The organism is Flavobacterium sp. JAS (assembly GCF_020991455.1).
Taxonomy (GTDB): domain Bacteria; phylum Bacteroidota; class Bacteroidia; order Flavobacteriales; family Flavobacteriaceae; genus Flavobacterium.
Genome location: NZ_JAJMOX010000004.1, coordinates 260,585 through 281,315, shown reverse-complemented (window position 1 = coordinate 281,315; position 20,731 = coordinate 260,585). Strand labels below are relative to the sequence as shown.

At 35.1% G+C, this 20,731-nt stretch carries 13 protein-coding genes; 2 read left to right on the top strand and 11 right to left on the bottom strand.

Annotation, left to right across the window (positions count from 1 at the left end; genetic code table 11):
• Positions 1 to 218: 218 nt before the first annotated feature.
• The 8 genes from LPB88_RS07200 to LPB88_RS07165 form a co-directional block, all read right to left on the bottom strand.
• On the bottom strand, positions 219 to 2,204 hold the full coding sequence (locus LPB88_RS07200) for a glycoside hydrolase family 127 protein (RefSeq protein ID WP_230714051.1): 1,986 nt from the start codon (positions 2,202 to 2,204) through the stop codon (positions 219 to 221).
• A gap of 13 nt (positions 2,205 to 2,217) precedes the next feature.
• On the bottom strand, positions 2,218 to 3,201 hold the full coding sequence (locus tag LPB88_RS07195; protein WP_230714049.1) for an arabinan endo-1,5-alpha-L-arabinosidase: 984 nt from the start codon (positions 3,199 to 3,201) through the stop codon (positions 2,218 to 2,220).
• Positions 3,202 to 3,373: 172 nt separating this feature from the next.
• A complete protein-coding gene (locus tag LPB88_RS07190; RefSeq protein ID WP_230714047.1) occupies positions 3,374 to 4,324 on the bottom strand; it encodes a glycoside hydrolase family 43 protein in 951 nt (316 codons plus the stop codon).
• Positions 4,325 to 4,556: 232 nt separating this feature from the next.
• A complete protein-coding gene (locus LPB88_RS07185) occupies positions 4,557 to 6,179 on the bottom strand; it encodes an arabinan endo-1,5-alpha-L-arabinosidase (protein ID WP_230714045.1) in 1,623 nt (540 codons plus the stop codon).
• A 12-nt stretch (positions 6,180 to 6,191) separates the two neighbouring features.
• Positions 6,192 to 7,739: an alpha-N-arabinofuranosidase gene (locus LPB88_RS07180; protein WP_230714043.1), complete on the bottom strand. Its 1,548-nt coding sequence runs from the start codon at positions 7,737 to 7,739 to the stop codon at positions 6,192 to 6,194.
• Positions 7,740 to 7,797: 58 nt separating this feature from the next.
• Positions 7,798 to 8,808: an arabinan endo-1,5-alpha-L-arabinosidase gene (locus LPB88_RS07175; protein ID WP_230714041.1), complete on the bottom strand. Its 1,011-nt coding sequence runs from the start codon at positions 8,806 to 8,808 to the stop codon at positions 7,798 to 7,800.
• Between the two features lie 131 nt (positions 8,809 to 8,939).
• The gene (locus LPB88_RS07170) at positions 8,940 to 10,502 is read right to left on the bottom strand and encodes a RagB/SusD family nutrient uptake outer membrane protein (protein ID WP_230714039.1); all 1,563 of its coding nucleotides are present in this window, start codon (positions 10,500 to 10,502) and stop codon (positions 8,940 to 8,942) included.
• A gap of 30 nt (positions 10,503 to 10,532) precedes the next feature.
• Positions 10,533 to 13,589 carry a TonB-dependent receptor gene (locus tag LPB88_RS07165; RefSeq protein ID WP_230714037.1) on the bottom strand — a complete coding sequence of 1,019 codons (3,057 nt, stop codon included), beginning with the start codon at positions 13,587 to 13,589 and terminating at the stop codon, positions 10,533 to 10,535.
• Between the two features lie 569 nt (positions 13,590 to 14,158).
• Between LPB88_RS07165 and LPB88_RS07160 the strand changes: the two genes are divergently transcribed.
• Positions 14,159 to 14,848, top strand: coding sequence for an NUDIX domain-containing protein (locus LPB88_RS07160; RefSeq protein WP_230714036.1), 690 nt, complete (start codon positions 14,159 to 14,161; stop codon positions 14,846 to 14,848).
• Between the two features lie 406 nt (positions 14,849 to 15,254).
• Here the strand turns inward: LPB88_RS07160 and fsa are convergent, their stop codons facing one another.
• The 3 genes from fsa to LPB88_RS07145 all read right to left on the bottom strand — a co-directional run bounded on the left by fsa (position 15,255) and on the right by LPB88_RS07145 (position 19,542).
• A complete protein-coding gene (gene fsa, locus LPB88_RS07155) occupies positions 15,255 to 15,911 on the bottom strand; it encodes a fructose-6-phosphate aldolase (protein WP_230714034.1) in 657 nt (218 codons plus the stop codon).
• Positions 15,912 to 15,919: 8 nt separating this feature from the next.
• Positions 15,920 to 17,974, bottom strand: coding sequence for a transketolase (locus LPB88_RS07150; protein WP_230714031.1), 2,055 nt, complete (start codon positions 17,972 to 17,974; stop codon positions 15,920 to 15,922).
• Between the two features lie 569 nt (positions 17,975 to 18,543).
• Positions 18,544 to 19,542: a GntR family transcriptional regulator gene (locus LPB88_RS07145; protein WP_230714030.1), complete on the bottom strand. Its 999-nt coding sequence runs from the start codon at positions 19,540 to 19,542 to the stop codon at positions 18,544 to 18,546.
• A gap of 102 nt (positions 19,543 to 19,644) precedes the next feature.
• Between LPB88_RS07145 and LPB88_RS07140 the strand changes: the two genes are divergently transcribed.
• Positions 19,645 to 20,700, top strand: a complete 1,056-nt coding sequence (locus LPB88_RS07140) for an aldose epimerase family protein (protein WP_230714022.1) — start codon at positions 19,645 to 19,647, stop codon at positions 20,698 to 20,700.
• The last annotated feature ends 31 nt before the right edge of the window (positions 20,701 to 20,731 follow it).

Here is a 20,731-nt window from a genome sequence, read left to right as displayed (position 1 = left end):
TTATAAAAGGCATTTCATTTTATTAAAAGTCACATAGCTATGTGTGCAAATCTAGATTTGTTTTTATACTCTTTTTATTCATTTTAAAATCTATGTTTCTATGTGTTTAAATATTTTTTCTCGCAGATTTGGCAGATTGAATAGATTTTTTCTAATCTTTAATCAGTCACTAAATCTTGATTCTTTCTTCTTGCCTCTATTTTCTTAATTCTTTACTCTCAATTCTTATAATCCAACCAAACTTTCATTTTCCCAACACCACGATTTGACCAGCTGTAATATGGAATTGCTTTAAATTTTGAATTTTCGATTACGTTTACACCTTGCAATAGATTTGCTTCTTTTTTTACTTTGAAAGTATCTCCGGCTGTTACATCTATTTTATCGAAATTGGTTTTGTTGTCGATTTCTTCTACGGCATAAACGATTGGGCCATATTCTAAAGAAACTTTATTTTTATTCGTTTCTACTTTAGCATTGGTTTGAACTTCCTGAACTTCCATTGGGAAATTAAGATTGATTTTATCTCCTTTTTTCCAATTTCTTGTAATGGTGAAATAACCATCTTGTGGCTGAATTTCTAAAGTTTCTCCGTTTAAATTAATGGTTGCTTTTTGAGTAGATGCTTTTTTATAAGAATATAAATCTCCCGGTAAAACCTCATTTCTTGCCCAACCCGGAACTCTGAGTTTAATCGTGAATTGGCTTTCTTTTTTCGGGTTAACCGAAAGAATTACTTTTCCATTCCAGGGATATCCGGTTTGTTGTGAGATTTGTAAATCGGTTTTTCCTAAGGTGAAAGAAGCGTTGCTTGAAGCGTATAAATTCACATACAAAACATCATTTGATTTCGAATAAATCAATCCCGGAATCGAAGGAATAAATCGGATTAAATTAGTCGGACAACAAGAACAATCAAACCAAGCCTGACGTGTACAAGATCCTCTGTTTGATTTAAAAACGCCATCAGATTCTAAGGCATTTGGATAGAAAAATTGTTTTCCGTCTAATGAAATTCCCGAGATTAATCCGTTGTACATCGTTCTTTCGATCACATCAAAATATTCTGATTTTCCGTATAAATTATGCAATCTGTGATTCCAATATACATCTCCAATTGCAGCGCAGGTTTCGTTGTAAGCCGTTAAGTTTGGTAATTCATAATTGTCTCCAAAAGCTTCTCCGTCGTGCCTCGAACCAATTCCGCCTGTGATATACATTTTTTTGTTTACCATATTATTCCATAAATTATTTACAGCATCCGTATAAGATTTGTCTTTTGTCATCGCAGCAATATCAGTCATTCCAGCGTACATATAAACGGCTCTTACGGCATGACCAACCACTTCATTTTGCTGTACCACCGGAATATGATCTTGTGCATATTCGCCATATAATTTATGATTGTTTGGATTTCCGCGATTGTCCAGAAAATATTTTGCTAGTTTTAGATAGTCTTCTTTTCCTGTAATTTGATATAATTTTATTAAACCCGTTTCTACAATTTGATGTCCCGGAACTCCTTTTACCTGACCTGGTTTATCACCAAAAGTTTTCACTAATAAGTCGGCATTTTTAATGGCGATATCAAGGAAATTTCTTTTCCCTGTAGCTTCAAAATGCACAACAGCAGCTTCAATTAAATGTCCTGAATTGTAGCATTCATGACTGATTTGTAGTGATTCCCAACGTTTTCCTTCGATAACCGGAACCCATGGTGCTGGCGGTTTTGCGGGATTTATAGTTCTCCACGTTGTAAGGTATCCGTCTTTTTCCTGACCAATTTTTACGATTGCAATCAACGAATCTAAAACGCGATCTAATCTTGGATTTGGTGCGCTGATTAAAGTATTCGAAGCGCCTTCGATAATCTTATAAACATCGGTATCATCAAAAGGCATTTCACCTCTTACTGTTCCTGTTTTTTGTTTTCCAGCAATCAAGAAATTCTCAAATCGACCTTCTTCATTACATTTTTGAATGGCGTATGCAATCGTAACTTCCTGTACTCTTTTGATAATAGGCAACCAGAAAGAATCCGTCAATTTTACATTTTGAATGTTTACGGGTTCAATTTGATAACCTGCTTTTAAGGCAGAAGTTTTGTCACTGGTTTGTACCACATTATTTTTGATTTCTTTACAGGAAATCAAAATCAAAAGTGACATACAAATCGTCAAAATATGGAAAGTGTATTTTTTCATTATATGGTTTATTCTATTTTAAAACGGGCCACAAATCATTGTCCCAAGTCATTTCTTTAACTACTAATCTTGGTGTTCCGTTTGTTTTCTTTTCGTAAGCGTGATAAAAAATATAATCTTTACCCTCAAATGTATAAGCGCTGTTATGGCCTACGCCAAAGTAATTTTCATCGCCCTGAACGACGATACTTCCTCCACCTTCTGTCAATAATTTTCCGTCTTTATCTACGTAAGGTCCTGTTACTTTTTTAGATCTTCCAACAACGACTTTATACGTGCTTTTTTCTCCGCGACAGCATAAATCCCAGGAAAGAAATTGATAATAATAGCCGTTTTTCTTAAAGATAAAAGGAGCTTCAAGTGCGCCATCTCCAGGATCTGAATCTGGTAATTCGAAGGTTCTTTTACGTTTTGAAATTGTATGCCATTCCTGAGGCTGAGCAATCGATTTTAAATCGGGATTTAGTTTTACCATTTTTAATCCTTCCCAAAAAGAACCAAATGATAACCAAGGTGTATTGTTTTCGTCGAAAATTAAATTCGGATCTATGGCGTTCCACATATCACGGTTGGGCTGCGATTGAATTACAATTCCCTGATCGACCCATTTGTAATTTTTGTCTTTTGGATCTAATGTTGTATTGGTCGCAACGCCAATTGCCGATGTATTTTTGGCGAAAGCCGAAACAGAATAATACAGATAATAAACATTGTTGTGCAACGAAATGTCCGGTGCCCAAATATGGTTTTTAAAATCGGCTGCAACGCCATCTGCCCACACTGGTTTTTCTTTGAAAATTTGTGGTTCTTTGTTCCAGTTTTTTAAATCTTTCGAACTAAAAACGCTGATTCCGTTTCCGGTGCAATACAAATAATAAGTGTCTTTTTGTTTGATGACAACGGGATCGTGAACAACAATTTCCTGCGCAAATGAAACCGAAGCTGTCAGCATCACTATTAGAGAAAGTACCTGTTTTATGTTTTTGTAAAACTTCATAAGTTGATGCTTTTTTTCACCATATAAGTGATGTAAGATAATTTAAGTTTGAACTGAAAACTGTTACTTTCTAAATCATATAAGTTTTTCCAACCCTGGTTTTAAATGAACTTATATAACTTATATGGTGAAAATTTGTTCTGTTATTTTGAAAACTACGACTGTAAACTATTTACTGAATTCCTTCAGATGTCATTACAACGCGTTTCATTGTTCCGTCTTTGTTATAATATAATTTGTCTACACAAACTGATCTTCTGAAACTTCCTCCGTGTGGAATTGACGCTCCGTTATGATAAATAAAATACGATTGTCCCTTAAAATCTATTATCGCCTGATGATTCGTATTACTGTTTCCTGCAATTTCATTCAAAATTCCTTTAAACTCCCAAGGACCAGTAATGGATTTACTCATGGCGTAGGCAATTTTTTCCGGAAACTCATAGGCGTATGATAAATAATACCAGTTTTTATGTTTATGAATCCAAGGTGCTTCGGTAAAATGTGGTAAATCGATGTGATGAATTGGACCATCAATTTGAGTCATATTTTCTTTTAATTTGGCATAATGACAAGCCGTATTTCCCCAAAATAAATAAGCTTGTCCATCCGTATCGATATAAACCGTTGGATCTATATCATCCCAGCTTATATCGCTAAATTTTGTCATATCATTTGTAATCAAGGCTTTTCCTAGAGCATCTTTAAAAGGTCCGGTTGGACTGTCTGAAACTGCAACTCCAATAGATTTCCCGGGTACTGAGCCATGTTCAACCGTTACATACCAATAAAATTTTCCGTTTCTTTCAATTACTTGTGAAGCCCATGCATCGCCTTTTGCCCATTTAAAATCAGTTACTTTTAAAGGTACCGGATGTGATTCCCATTTTTTCATATCTGATGAAGAATACACCACCCATTCATTCATTTTATAAAAATTAAAATCATTTGGTGCTTCGTCATGACCTGCATACAAATACACTTTGTCTTTGTAAACCAATGCCGCCGGATCGCCTGTATATTGATCTTTTATGATTGGGTTATTGAATTTTGTTGGATCAATTTGGCTTTGAACTGTTTGACAGAAGACAAGCAAAACTAAAAGTGATACTATATTTTTCATTATGATTATTTTACACATTATATTTTCTCGCAGATTTTGCAGATCAGGCAGATTTTTATCCTTTTAATCCTTTAATCTGTGGCTCTTATTTTAACACATAGAGACATAAAATTCTTTGTGTTGAAAAAGGCGTTTCACTTAATTTTAATACACATAGCTATGTGTATTGATGCGAGTGAAACGTCTTTTATACGATCTGTTGGACTATGTTTCTATGTGTTAAAAAATAATTTTAATTGATCTTTTTACCCCAAACCGGTAATCCGCCTGATGTTAAACCTGAATAACTTATAGTTACTTTTCTGGTGGCTAATTCCCAATCCCAGGCATCTGTTACATTACATTTTACACCATTTATAGTCAGGATTTTTTTGGTGCTGTCATACGACCATGTACCGTTTGCATCACCACTTACTTTTTTATCTGCGGTTAAATAAAGTGTAACTGATTTTTGAATGGTTTTGTATTGATAGTTCATTGTGATTTGTTCCCAGGTTCCAACAAAACTTCCTTCGACAATTGTCGTTGCTGGCACTGCTGCATAACGTTCAGGATCAATAACTGGCCAGCCATCTTCTGTCCATTGAATACCTCGAACATGACCCATCATAACAGCATTTGAAACTGCAATTCCAGGAACTCCTTCCGGTAAACGGGCTTGTGATGCGTAGTACCATTGTTTAGTTTCAGGGTTTTGAAAAACAGCGCAATGCGATATTCCAACCCAACCTGTGTGATTTTTAAAAGAGTACGGATGTGTAACCATCGGAAAACATTCTGCTCCATTTGTAATACTCATTCCGCTTATGGTTTGATAAGGTCCTAAAATACTTTTTGAACGTGCAACACGTGTATTATAAGCAACTGATAATTCGTCGTAAGCCAGAAATAAATAATAATATTGTGTATCTGGATTATAAATAATTTCCGGTCCTTCCAATGCTTGCCAACGGTTTGTATTTACATTTCCGCGTCCCGCAATTCGTACTCCGTAATCGTCAATTGTTTTTAATTGATCCGGTTTTCCTGTTGTTGGATTCAGTTTTAAAGCTGCAATTCCGGAATGCCATGAACCGTAAATTAGATACTGATCACCTTCTGGTGTCTGAATAAAACTTGGATCAATGGCGTTGAATTTAAAATACGCATCCCAATCATTTCCTCCGTTTCTAACATAACTTTTTACACCGTCTGGTTCTGAACAAACTACCATTCCTTTATCTGTCCAATTATTCGAAGCCAAATCATCTGTTTCGGCTAAGCCAATAAAAGCGCGCTCTGTCCAGGAAGTATTGGTATCTGTCCCAACAATTGGGTTTGTAACCACAATGCTGTAATACATTCTGTAAATATTGCCCACTTTTCGAACGCAAGGCGCCCAATATCCATAATTAGGGTTTGTAATTGGTGCCAAAGCCGGAGACATTCTGGCTCTTTTATTGTTTAAGGAATCTTTTACCCAAGCCGGAGCTTCGGTCATTGATGATCCCATAAATTCCCAATTGACTAAATCTTTTGACCTTCTGTAAAAAAAGTGTCCGTGACCGTCTGTGGCATTTCCGTAAGAAGCATCGGTTTGATACATATAATAGTATTCGCCACATTTTTCGACAGATGGATCGTGTACGTTGGCTAAATTCCATTGTGATTTAGTTCCCCAACCTGATATTGCTGTATAATTATCTCCATAAGTTGGTCCGGGAAAAGTGGGCGTAACCACTGGCGGATCTACTACTACCGGCGGAGTAGGAGTTTCTGTTGCCGGATCATCTTTTGAACAGCTGAACATGGCAAGGACAACTAAAAATAGCCCAACGTACGAGGCAATTTTTAAAATGGAATTTAATTTTTTCATTTTTCTTATCTTTTATTTTCCTTCTAAAACAACTACTGAAAAAGGAGGAATTGTAATTTCAAGTTTTCCTTTTTTGTTTTCGAAACCTTTAAAAACTGCTGGTACAATTTTGTTTGGTGTATCAAATGAATTGTAATCTTGCAATTTTGCCGATGTTAAAATTGTTCCTGTAAAATTTTTAACGCCTAGATCTTTTACATCAATTTCGATTGTGTTTTTATTTTTTGCGTCAATATTTACTACTGAAATATGAACTAATCCGCTTTTATCTTTTGAAGCTGATGCTGAAACTGCCGGAAGTGTTTCTCCGTTAAAGCTGTATAATGGCGATTGAAAACTTACCGGTAATAATTTAGCATCCTGATGAACGCTGTACATTTTCATTACGCTGTAAGTTGGTGTTGTGATCATTTTTGCTTTGTCCGTTAAGATTACAGCTTGCAAAACATTCACACATTGTGCTAAGTTTGCCATACGAACTCTGTCTGCGTGATTGTTGAAAATATTTAGTGTTGCTCCGGCTAAAACGGCGTCTCTCATCGTATTTTGCTGGTATAAAAAATCAGGATTTGTTCCTTGTTCCACTTCATACCAAGCGCCCCATTCGTCAACGATCATGGCTACTTTTTTCTCCGGATCGTATTTATCCATAATCGCTGAATGTTTGGTAACCAATTCTTCCATTTTTAGCGCCGATTGCATCGTATGGAAATATCCGTCTTCGGTAAAATTTCTACCGTCGCCTTTTTTACCCCAATCAATTACGGCATAATGATGAACTCCAACTCCGCCTAACATATTGATCGGAATGTTCTTCATTAAAACTTCTGTCCAATTATAATCGGCGCTATTTGATCCTGAAGCGATGCGAGTGATTCCTCCAGTATTTTCCCAATCTGACATGAAAGTGGCATATTTACGGTATTCGTTTGCGTAATATTCTGCCGTCATATTTCCTCCGCATCCCCATGCTTCATTTCCAATTCCCCAGAATTTTACTTTCCAAGGTTCTGTTCTTCCGTTTTTTTTACGCAAATCACTCATTGGGCTTTTGCCGCTGAAGTTGGTATATTGAACCCAATCAGATAATTCCTGAACGGTTCCGCTTCCAACGTTTCCTGACAAATATGGTTCTGCTCCAAGAAGCTCGCACATATTCAGGAAATCGTGTGTCCCGAAACTGTTATCTTCTGTTACTCCGCCCCACCATTTATTTACAATAGTTGGTCTTTCTTGTTGTGGTCCAATTCCATCTTTCCAATGGTATGTATCGGCAAAACATCCGCCAGGCCATCTTAAATTTGGAATCTTTAATTCTTTTAAAGCCTTGATAATATCATTTCTCACTCCTTTTGTATTTGGAATTTTTGATGTATCTCCCACAAAAAAACCTCCATAAATGGAACGTCCTAAATGTTCTGCAAAATGTCCGTAGATGTTTCTATTGATCGTTGGTGCATCTGCATTGTTTTTTACAGTTACTACGGTAACTCCGCCTTGAGCGAAATTAGCCTGACTACAAAGGGTAATAAGAAATGTGATTAAAAGTGCTTTTTTCATGATATGTTTTATAAGTTATAAAGAGGAAAGCGTTATGAACTTTCCTCTCAATAGTTTTTTAATAAGAAAGTGTTGGCCATCCTGATGCCCAGGTAAAATATACAATTTCTAGTTTTGGATTTCCGTTATCAGCTCCGTCATAATAATGAACTGATCCTTTTTGAGTGCCTACGATTCGGGATAAATGTCCCGGTCCGATATAATTTCCTTGCGTTGCCAGAACTGTCGTTCCCCCACCATTTGTTAAGGCTGTTCCGTTTTTGTCAACAAATGGTCCAAACGGACTTGTTGAACGACCAACTACTATATAATAAGTACTGTTTACGCCGTTGCAGCAATTGCCTCGGTTTACGAACATATAATAATAACTTCCTTCTTTGATTAAACATGGCGCTTCCCAACTTGTACTGCTTCCGCCGGCGACTATTGTTTTGCTTCCTGTGGTTTTTCCTGTTGAAGGATTAATTTGGATTACTCCAATTCCGGCATGCCAGGAACCATAAGCCATATAAACATTGCTTCCGTCGACTAAAATTGAAGGGTCAATTGCATTTACATCTGAAGATGAAGAAGACGAAACTACAACGCCTCTGTCTGTCCAGGTTGTTCCTGCGCTTTGCGAAATTGCCGGTGTAGTTACCAAACCAATTGCCGAAGTTGCTGAACCAAAAGTTGAACAAGAGTAATACATATTCCAACGGTTGTTGAACCAAGCTACATCTGGTGCCCAAAATGTTTTTACAAATCCGGGTACGTATCCTGTGATCCAACTTGGAGTAGAAGTGAATACTGATGTCCCCCATGTCCAGTTTACTAAATTTGTTGAATAAGTCATTGGGATATTATCACCAGTTGTAAAAACATAATAATTTACGCCACTTTTTACAATCGTACTCGGATCATGCGAAGCAACTGTTCCGGTAACCGTTTTTGCTGTTGAAATTTTTGTTTGAGAATTTTGAGTTTCTACAACCGCGGTTGCTTCCTCAGATGAAGGTTTAATAACATCTTCATTTTGACAACTTACTAATAATACTGCTAATAAAACCAAACTTGTAATTGTTTTCATTTGTTATAATTTTTAGTTACTGTTTAAATTATTATCTCATTGCAATCTCATTCTGTTTTTTTAAGATAATATCATGTGAAAACTTTTAAATCTTCACATGATATTAAATATTCTAACTAATTCAATAAATATTAATAACTGTCATTCTGAACAGTTCCTGGGTTGTTATCCATTTCTAATTGTGGGATTGGATAATATTCTCTTCCTGCTGTGTACGAATTAAACTCGGCATCTCTTGCTTTTAACCAAGCTAATTTTGTCGCATCCTGCAACCATCCCCAACGACGAATATCATCAAAACGGTGTCCTTCAAGAGGGAATTCTAAGAATCTTTCATGTCCAATTTGTTCTTTCATTTGATCTTGGGTCATTCCTGGTTTTGTTACTGCTAAATCCGGCAATCCAACTCTGTTTCTTACCATTTGAATGTATCCATAAGCTCCTTGAGTATCTCCTGTTTCGTTTAAACATTCAGCATACATTAAAAGAATATCTGCATATCTTAACAAACGCTCGTTGATACCGGAACGCCAGTCGTATTCGTTTGCAAATTCCCCATCAGAATTTTGATATTTTCTACAGAATATATCATTTAAATCTCCCGGACTTGAAGCATAAAAAGTCGCGAAGTCTTGTCCGTATAATTTCATTCCGCCTGGTTTATTGTAAAATATAGTAGCGTCTAAACGAGGGTCAAGATCTCCTGTTTTTGTTTTTTCATCATGAAATTCATTGAATAATGCCCATGAAGGCTGTACGTCTGTCCACCCAAAAGCTCTTGGTGCATAAGTAATCGCACGAGCCGAAGTTTTTCCCCAACCTGATGCCGGAGCTCCTCCCCAACCTAAGTCAACTCCACCTGCATCTCTGCTAAATTGTACTTCAAAAAGTGATTCTGAATTATTTTCGTTAGCTGTTGTAAAATTATCGCGATAGTTAGAAACTAATGAGTAAACTCCTAAATCGATAACTTGTTTGAATGTTGTTTTTGCATTCGTAAAATCTTTGATAAACAAATAAGATTTTCCTAAATATCCTAATGCTGCACCTTTTGTAGCACGCCCTTTTTGACCTGCATCAAGTCCTGAAATACCATCGTATGAAGTTGGCAATAATTCAGCGGCAGCTTTAAAGTCAGCAATTACTTGTGCCCAACCTTCTGCTTGTGGTTTTTGTGGATAATAAACTGCTAATTCTGTTGGTAACGGAACATTTTTGAACATGTTTACAGCATGAAATAAATATAATCCTCTTAAGAAATAAGCTTGTCCTAATATTCTGTTTTTAAGTGCTTCGTCTTCAAATTTAATACCTGGTACGTTTGCCAAAACCTGATTGGCACGGTAAACTCCCTGATAATACGTTTCAAAAGCCCAACCGTAAATCGAAGCATCGGCTACGTTTGAGTTAAAATGTCCTGCATTATACATAGAACCCCAAGGGCTGTTTGTACGGGCATCATCTGATCTTGCGTCTAATAATAATGGTGTACTTCTCATGTACGTTCCATCTGTCAATAAACTTCCGTAAGTAGCATTTATACCTTCAATGGCATCCTGATCTGTTTTCCAAAATGAATCGACAGCATCGTTATTAGGGTCAAGTTGAGTCAAATCTTCATTATCAACGCAGCTTGTTGTTACAACAGCCAGTGAAAAGAAAACTGCTATATAGTTATATATTTTATATTTCATTTTAATACGTTTTTAATTGGTTAAACCAGTTTAGAAATTTACTTCTACTCCTAGAGAGATTGTTCTTGGATTTGGAAAAGATCCCGCATCATATCCTCTTGAAATTAATCCGTCGCTATTAAAATCAGGATCATATCCAGAATATTTCGTAATAGTCCACAAGTTTTGTCCATTAAGATATACTCTTGCTTTTTGGATAAATTTATCTTTCATCGGAATATTGAAACCTATTTCCATTGTTTGCAATCTCACATAGTCACCGCTTTCAATGAATCTGTTAGAATCTCTGCCGTTTCCGTTAGGATCTCCAATAACCGGAGCCGGAATATTTGTATTTGTGTTTGTTGGAGTCCAGTAATTCAATTCATCAGTACTGTGATTTCCGTATTGTCCTGCCATTAAATTGCGATACATGGCGTTGAAAACTTTGTTTCCGCCGCTTCCCTGCCAAAACATTGAGAAGTCGAAGTTTGAATAAGTCGCACTGAAATTCAATCCGAAACCATATTTAGGAATTGTTACCCCTTGAAAAGTTCTATCGGCATCTGTGATGATTCCGTCACCGTTTACATCTTTAAATTTTACGTCGCCTGGTGCTGCACCAGTTTGTTTTGGAGAAGCTGCAACTTCGGCTGCGTTTTGAAAAATACCAATCGCTTCCCATGCAAAAAGTTCTCCTGCTGATCTACCCACTTCTGTTTTTGATACTGCCCCATAAATAGGATTTCCGTTAACACCTATTTTTGTGATTTTGTTTTTCAAAGTACCTACGTTACCTGAAATATCATATTTAAATTTATTATGGTGATTGCTATAAGAAGCTGTGAACTCAAACCCATGATTTTCCATATCTCCTGCATTTGTAGTGATATTTGCCGGAAAAGCTCCTGTAGAAAATGGCAATGGAACTCCTAATAATAAATCTGTTGATTTTTTAATAAAATACTCTCCTGTAAATTGTAAGTCATTATCAAGAAAACCTAATTCAAGTGCAATGTTTTTACTGGTTGTTTTTTCCCATTTTACATTAGGATCAAGTGCCGCTACTACAGTTGTTCCGTTAGCAAGCTCATTGTTAAAATCGTATCCTGCAAAACTGTTTACTGTTGAAGCAAAGAAATATTGCGGAATTGTATTGTTACCTAATGTACCGTAACCTCCTCTAAGTTTGATATTGCTTACCCATTTTGGCAAATGCAAGAACTTTTCATTACTAATTTTCCAACCTCCTGAAAAAGAGTAGAAGTTTGCCGAATTATTTTTTTCGCTGAAAAGTGATGTTCTGTCTTGTCTAAAATTTGCCTGCAACAAGTATCTGTCATCATAAGAATAATTTAATCTCGTAATGTATGATATTCCCGTAATTGTAAATTTATATTCGCTGGCATTTCTTGCATCAGCAAATTGAAGCATTGGGATTTCTCCGGGTTTATAACCTACACCTCTTGAATTATATCTGTGATAGTCTCTCTTTTCCTGAATCCAACCGGCAAGAGCATCAATTTTATGTTTTCCAAGAGAAATTTCATAAGTCAATAAATTATTCATGAACGTTCTTAACTCATTTCCAGTTTCTGCATCTAATGAAGCTTCATCATTTGTCGTAATATAATACCAGCCTAAATCACTTGGCGGAATAAACTTTCTAGTTTCCCAGTCCGTTCTGTCATAACTCACATCCAATTTATATTTAAGACCTTTAACGATCTCAATTTCTCCCCATACATCTCCTATAAAGCGGTTTCTTTTTCCGTTGTTAGTGATCAAATTGTTATACCCAATTGGGTTCATCGAGATTGCTCTTTGTGTCAGGTTATCTGTACCTCCGTAACCTCCAAGTCTGTTCGCATCATAAACCGGCATGGTTGGTACCGCACCTAAAATGTCGCTAATTACAGTTTGTCCTGCATTATATTCGTTAAAAATCTCTTTATCAGATTGTGTATAAGCGATTTTTGCTCCGTATTTGAATTTTCCTTTTTTACCATTCAAATTCAAGTTCGTTGACAATCTCTCATAATCTTGTGGCGTCTTTACATAACTTGTATTCTTGAAATAATCAATATTAAAACTATAAGCAATGCTTTCTGCACCTCCTGTAAAAGTCAATGCCTGATTTTGTACAACACCAGTTTGCAATGCTTCTTTTTGCCAGTCTGTATTTACATTTGTAATATAAGAAGGACTTGTAGGATCATTCCCAGGCGCAATACTTACCGGAACACCAGCTCTGATATCTCTGTTTCTTTCTGCTTCGCTCGTAATTTGCTGATAACCCAAGCGGTCTGTTACATCCCATTTTTTAGTTACATTCTGAAGTCCAACGATTGATTTGAATTTAACTTCAGATTTACCTGCTTTTCCTTTTTTGGTCGTAATAATTACAACTCCATTTGCTCCACGAACACCATAAATAGCTGCCGAAGATGCATCTTTTAAAACCTGCATAGATTCAATTTCTCCCGGTGCAAAATCATAAGGAGAATCAACCATTATACCATCAATAACAAAAAGAGGGTTGTTATTACTGAAAGAAGTTATACCTCTAATTTTGATATTTACAAAACCTCCCGGTTCTCCTGATGATTGCACTGTTACTCCCGGAACCTGTCCCTGAAGCATTTTTGCAGCATCGTATGTAACTGTTTTTTTAGCCGATTCCAGATTTACAACACTTACAGATCCTGTTAAATCAGATTTCTTTTGTGTTCCGTATCCAATAACTACTACTTCATTCAGTTTATTAGTGTCTTCGCTTAATGTGGCATTGACCTTAGATTGATTTCCAACTGATAACTCTTTATTTTGAAATCCTATAAATGAAAAGACCAATACATCATTTGGAGATGCTTTAATCGAATATTCTCCATCAAAACCAGTTACTGCAACTGTTTTTGTTCCCTTTATCATAATATTCACTCCCGGCAAAGGCAATTTGTCTGATGCCGAGGTAACAACTCCGCTAATCACTTTGCCTTGAGCCGACATTTGATTAGCAGAAAATAGTAGCATTAGTAATGCTAAAAGCCATTCTTTTTTTGGCAATAAAAAATTGCAATAAAAAAATAATCGTTGGTTTGTTATCATACTGGTTTATTTAAGTTAGTTAGTGTATAATTATAAGTGTTAATTTTACATTTGTAAATTTAACTAAAAAAAAACCTTAAAAACAAATTAATATGGCAAAAAAAAGTGGTAAAAAAAACGCATCTTGTAAATTAAGTGTAAAAACAACATTTAAAAATTAATGTTATTTTCAAAAAAAATAGCCTTTTCTGAATGTAATTTGTGTATAATCAACACTTTTGATTAAAAAGCAACTTTTTAATCAAAATTTTCAGGTTCCGAAAAAAAATCAAAAAACTTAAAAATGAAGACTTTAACGGCTATTTTATTACCAAAAAAAGAACGATATTGTAAAAAAAATCTTGTTTACTCTACTAAATTTTGAGTCACATTTTATCTTTTATTCTGAAAAACAACTTAATTTAGTCTCGAAAACGATTGAAAAGAGAAATTTTAAGGTTTTTTCCCAGATTAAAAGTTATCTTTTTTAACACTAATTTGTCGTTTTATGAATTTAAGTGTATAATATACATTAATAAAATTATGATACGAATTAGGAAGTTTATATATTTACCAATAAAAACAAACATATGCTAAACAGTTATAGCTCTGCAGACAAAGCTTTATTAGCAGTAGATTGCATCATTTTTGGATTCGATAATGAAGGTTTAAAAATACTTTTGATCAAAAGAGATTTCGAACCCGAAAAAGGAAAATGGTCCCTAATTGGCGGTTTCCTAAAACGTGACGAGGTATTAGACAATGCTGCTACCCGAATTTTAAATACATATACAGGTTTAAACGATATTTACATGGAGCAGTTATATGCTTACAGTGAAATTGACCGTGACCCTGTCGAAAGAACCATTTCGGTTTCTTATTATGCATTGATTAACATCGAAAACCATAATGCCGAACTAATCAAAAATTACCACGCTCAATGGTTTAGTGTTGCCGATGCTCCAAACTTAATTTTTGACCATAACGAAATGGTCGATCACGCCATTAGAAGATTGCGCTACAGAACTTCAATAAAACCTATTGGGTTTGAGTTGTTGCCGGAGAAATTTACAATGCGTCAATTGTTAGAATTGTATGAAGCAATTTTAAGTAAGGAATTAGACAAAAGAAACTTTATCAGTAAAATTAATTCTTTGGAAATCCTGAATAAACTGGAAGAAAAAGACATGCAATCGTCTAGAAAAGGATCTTATTTGTATACTTTCAATAAAGAAAAATACGAAGAGAAATTATTGAATGATTTTGTGTTGAATTTGTAATTAAAATTTAGCCCGCGGATTTTACGGATTAAACGGGTTAGCGCGGATTTTTTTTGAATAGAAAAACGATAATTTTTCTCTCGCAGATTTAGCAGATTGTGCGGATTTCTTTTTTAATTCTAAATATCTGCCGAATCTGCTAAATCTGCGAGAGAAAACTGCTCAACAATAAAAAAACAAAACCCTGAAAGCCACAAACTCTCAGGGTTTTTTCTTCAATAAAACTACTATTAAAAAACTAAACAAATTATTCTTGTTTGAGATTAATAGCCCGCAGATTTTGCTGATCTGGCAGATACTAAAAATTAAAAAAACTGCTAAATCTGCGTGAAAAAACACATTTCAAAGAATTAAAAAATCCGCGCTAACCCGTTTAATCCGCCAAATCCGTGGGCCAAAAAAAATTCTAGCTATTTCCTTTTTGGTAATCTGCCAGGAAAGTAGCCAAACCAATATCCGTTAACGGATGTTTTAATAAACCTTCGATTGCGCTTAATGGTCCGGTGATAACATCAGATCCGGTTTTGGCACAATTAATAATGTGCATTACATTACGAACTGAAGCTGCCAGAATTTGAGTTTCGAAACCATAATTATCATAAATCAATCTGATGTCTTCAATTAGAACCATTCCGTCAGTCGAAACATCATCAAGGCGACCAATAAATGGAGACACATAAGTTGCTCCGGCTTTTGCTGCCAATAAAGCCTGACCTGCAGAAAATACCAAAGTACAATTGGTTCTGATTCCTTTATTAGAAAAATATCGAATCGCTTTTACACCATCTTTTATCATTGGGATTTTCACGACAATCTGCGGATGTAAAGCAGCTAATTTTTCTCCTTCGGCAACCATTCCGTCAAAATCTGTTGAAATTACTTCGGCGCTAACATCGCCATCTACCAATTCACAGATTTTTATATAATGATCTAAAATATTTTGTGCTCCTGTAATTCCTTCTTTTGCCATTAATGACGGGTTTGTGGTTACCCCATCTAAAACTCCTAAATCATTGGCTTCTTTAATATCTTTTAAGTTTGCTGTATCTATAAAAAATTTCATTCTTTCTATTATTTTGATAAGTTATAATTATTTTTTTCTAAGTATTTAAGGATTTCTTCGCAGGCATTTTTACTGGTAAATCCAAATTTCTGATCTAAAACTGAAGCTGGAGCCGAATATCCAAAATGATCCAACCCAAATACCTGTCCTCTGTTTCCAACCAGATTTTCAAGATTAACAGGAAGTCCCGCTGTAAGTCCAAAAACTAATGCGCCATTCGGAATAACACTTTCCTGATACCCCACAGATTGTGCTCTGAAAAGTCCTTCAGAAATAATTGAAGCGACATTTATTTTTATTTTAATAATTTTCTCCAACTCGTTTGCAGCTTCAATTAATGTTGCCACTTCAGAACCGTTTGCAATCAAAGTAATGTTTGGATTATGAGTTTCTTTTACCAGATAACCGCCTTTTTTAGCCTGAGAAGCTTCTTCAAATCTTGACTTTCCGTTCGTTGGAAGATCCTTAATATCTTGTCTGGAAAGAATCAAACCAGTTGGTGTTTTTTTATTTTCTAATGCCATTTGCCAGGCAACAGAAGTTTCAACAGCATCTGCAGGACGCAAAGCCAATAAACTTTGATCGCCTGAATGGTTTTTGATTTTTTCTAATAATCTTATTTGCGCTTCCTGTTCGATTGGTTGATGCGTTGGTCCATCTTCGCCTACGCGGAAAGAATCGTGCGTCCAAATATATTTTACGGCTAATTCCTGAATTGCCGCCAAACGAATCGCTGGTTTCATATAATCTGAAAACACAAAAAACGTAGCCACAACGGGAATAACTCCGCCATGAAGTGCGATTCCGTTTGCGATTGCTGCCATTGTTAATTCGGCAACACCCACTTGCAAAAATCCTCCGTTAAAATTATTCTTCTGTAAAACCGAAGATTTTTTCAGGAAACCATCTGTTTTATCACTGTTCGATAAATCTGCAGAAGACACAATCATGTTCTCTACATTTTCCGCCAAATATCCTAAAACTGCCGCCGAAGCATCGCGTGTTGCCGCATTTGCTTTTTGAACAATTGAACTAAAATCTAAGTTTGGTAAATCACCGTTAAAGAACTGTTTTATCTTTTCGGCCAATTTTGGATTTTGATTTTCCCAAGCCAAAATTTGCTCTTTCCTTTCTGAAGCTTCTTTTGTTTTTTGTTCTAAAATAGTTTTATAATGAACCTCAACTTCTTCATAAACTGCAAATGAATCTTCTGGATTTGCACCTAAATTCACAAGCGTTTTTTCAAAATCTGCTTTTGTTGCACCAATAGGTTTTCCGTGCAATTCGCATTGTCCTTCGTACATTGTTCCATCGGCGGTAACGCAGCCTTTTCCCATAATGGTTCGTCCAATAATCAAAGTTGGTCGCTCTAATTCGGCGTGCGCTGCATTTAAAGCTGAGCGAATATGAGTATGATTATGACCGTCAATTGTGATCACTTTCCAGCCCCAAGATTCGTATTTCATTGCCGTATTTTCAGTCGTAACCTCATCTGTCATTGACGAAAGCTGAACATCGTTAGAATCATAAAACATGATAAAATTGTTCAACCCTAAATGTCCTGCAATACGTCCGGCACCTTGTGAAATCTCTTCCTGAACACCTCCGTCAGTTATAAAGCCGTAAATTTTATGATCGAATAAATTCTCAAATCTTGCCGATAAAAACTTGGCTGCAATTGCCGCTCCAACGCCCATTGCATGTCCCTGACCTAATGGTCCTGAAGTATTTTCGACACCTCTTTTTACATCAATTTCAGGATGTCCCGGAGTTACAGAACCCCATTGTCTGAAATTTTCCAAATCTGATTTTTCGTAATTTCCCAACAAATGATATTGGGCATACATCAATGCCGAAAGATGTCCGGCATCCATAAAAAATCTATCTCTAAAAATCCAATGCATATCTGTTGGATCGTATTTTAGGTATTCAGAATATAAAATATGCATGAAATCGGCGCCACCCATTGATCCTCCCGGATGGCCTGAATTTGCTTTTTCGACCATCGAAATGGCTAAAGCACGTATATTATCTGCGGATAATTGGTCTATTTTGTTATTCATTTCTAAGAAAAAATTTGAAATCTTTTGGTTTGGTTTAATAGCGTAATTTTATTTGTTTGCTCTGAATTTCAAATAGAAACATTTCTATAAATTCAAAACAGAATCAAATCAAATAATAAGTGTAAAATTTACATTTACAAATGTATGTAAAATAATTCCACAAAAACAAAAAAATTGTTTCGTTATTTTTTTAATTAAAATTTTATTGATTTACCATATTCCGTGTTCATATTATGAGATATTGATTTTTCAAGAAAAAATTTAAATCCATAATTCGAGATTGAAAACCGTATGCGTTATGTCCCTACGGGACATTTTTTCTGGGTGGTGGCAATTTAATTTCTACCAACATTTAACTCCTAACGGAGTATATCTCACAGATATTAAACACTTAATAGAATCGTTGCATAATATAATTTTCCAGTAATTTCGAAAAGAAGTATATCTCGGAGAGATTAAATGTTGGTAGAAAATAATATCGACCGGATTATAAAGTGTCCCGTAGGGACTAAACATACCGCGTTAGAATTCACAAACAAAACAATTTTAATTATAATCTAAACTGCTTCTTACAACGAATTTCTAATAATCAAAGACGATTTATTTTCGATTTGGTCTTTATTTCCTTTAAGAACCATCTCTGCCAGAATTTTTCCCATCGTTTCAAAATGTGTAGAAATAGTTGTAATTCCGTTTGCGACAATCTTTTTTAGGGGAGTTTCATTATAAGATATAATTCCAAAATCGACACCAAGTTTCAAATGTTGATCTCTGGCACTTTCAATTACACGAACCAAATCTCTGTCATTCGGAATAATATAAAGATCACCTAACGTAATTTCTCTGTCGGTAAACTCCGTTATGATTTCGTATTCAAAGTTATTTTCGTTGCAAAAATGTTCAAATCCCATTTTCATTCCAAGCGGTTCTCTAAAGCCTGGAAAGATCAAAATTAGTTTTTCGTATTTGTTCAGTTTCACTTTTCCTTTAAACAAACCTTCAAAAATATCTTTTTGGTGATTTTGATAAATAGCGGGATATAATTTTAAATCAGGATTGGTCTGATCTAAAATAATTACCTCATTTACTGGTAGGGTTTTTAAAATATCTGCCACACCAGCCAAGTTGGTTGGCATGATAATGTATTTGGTATAATTTCCGTTACTGTCATTTATTAGTTTTCGGAATACCTGAACATTGAAGTGATGAAAGAAAATATCGACTTGTACATTTTTTCCAATATTTTTTAAAAATGAATTATAAATATCTTCTTTAAAAATATTTAACTCATCAAAAAGTAAAAAAATCTTTTGTTTTATAGTGGTTTCAACGCTCTTAACGTAATATCCTTTGCCGGGAATGGCATAAATAATTCCTCTTTTTTTGAGCTCATCATAACCCAACAAAACAGTATCGCGTGACAATGAAAAAGCCAGACAGACTTTATTTACTGACGGAAGTCGATCTCCTTTAACTAATTTTTCTTCTTCGATTGCCTTTTCTATTGAGAGAATTATCTGCTTATATTTTGGCAATCCTATGTTGTTTTGGATAGAAATGATATTCATAAAAAAATAGATTTTGGTGCAATATACAAAAAACTGGTAGGTACTGGTATGCTAACGCAAATAATGTTTCTATTTTTGGATTTCATTTTTTGCAAAAATAGCATGGAAATAAAACACATATCGCATTTTCAAGATAAAACTAGTTCTAAATTATTTGGTTTATCGGCTGACAACGAAGAAATTCTCGCTTTTGAATTATCAAACAAAAACGGAATGAAAGTTCAGATTACAAATTTTGGAGCAACCGTTACTTCCTTACAAATTCCGGTTACTAACGGAAAACTGATAGATGTTGTTTTAGGCTTTGATTCTGGAACATCTTATCTGGCTTCTTATAATTTGCCAAGCGCGCCTTATTTAGGAACAACCGTTGGGCGTTATGCCGGAAGAATTAATAAAGGTATTTTTTCTTTAAATGGTAAAACATTTCAATTAAATACCAATAATAATGGAAATGCTTTACATGGTGGAAATGCTGGTTTTGGTGAAAAATTATGGAACGTTACCAACATAACTTCTGATGAAAATCCGTCGATAACCTTCAGTCTTTTGAGTGCCGATTTAGATGAAAATTATCCCGGAGCATTACACGTAGATTTAACCTATACGCTGACTGAAAATAACGAATTGCAACTGGATTATAAAGCAACTTCTACAGAAGATACGGTGATTAATTTAACGCATCACAGTTATTTTAATCTGGATGGTCACGATGGTTCTGTTTTAAATCAGGAAATGTTTATCAACTCTGATAAGATTTTAGAAACGAACGACGAGAATATCCCAACCGGAAATTTCACGGCGCTTTCTAATCATGATTTTGATTTTAGAACTGCAAAAAAATGTCCGGTTTCTATCGATAATTCTTTTGTAATTGAACCTACAAATGAGGTTGTTGCAAAATTATTCAGTACAAAAAACAACTTGCAGATGAGTGTTTACACAGATCAGCCAAGTGTACATATATATGTAGGCGGAAATTGTTTTGATATTCTTAAAGGAAAAGAAAATGTAACGTATCATTCGTCAAGCGGAATTTGTTTTGAAACTCAGAATTTTCCGGATGCGCCAAATCATGCTCATTTTCCGAATTCAGTTTTGAAAAAAGGAGCTGAATACAACCAAAAAACAGTTTATAAATTCGAAAATATAAATTAACAATTCTAAACAATTGGTTTGCAAAAACTAC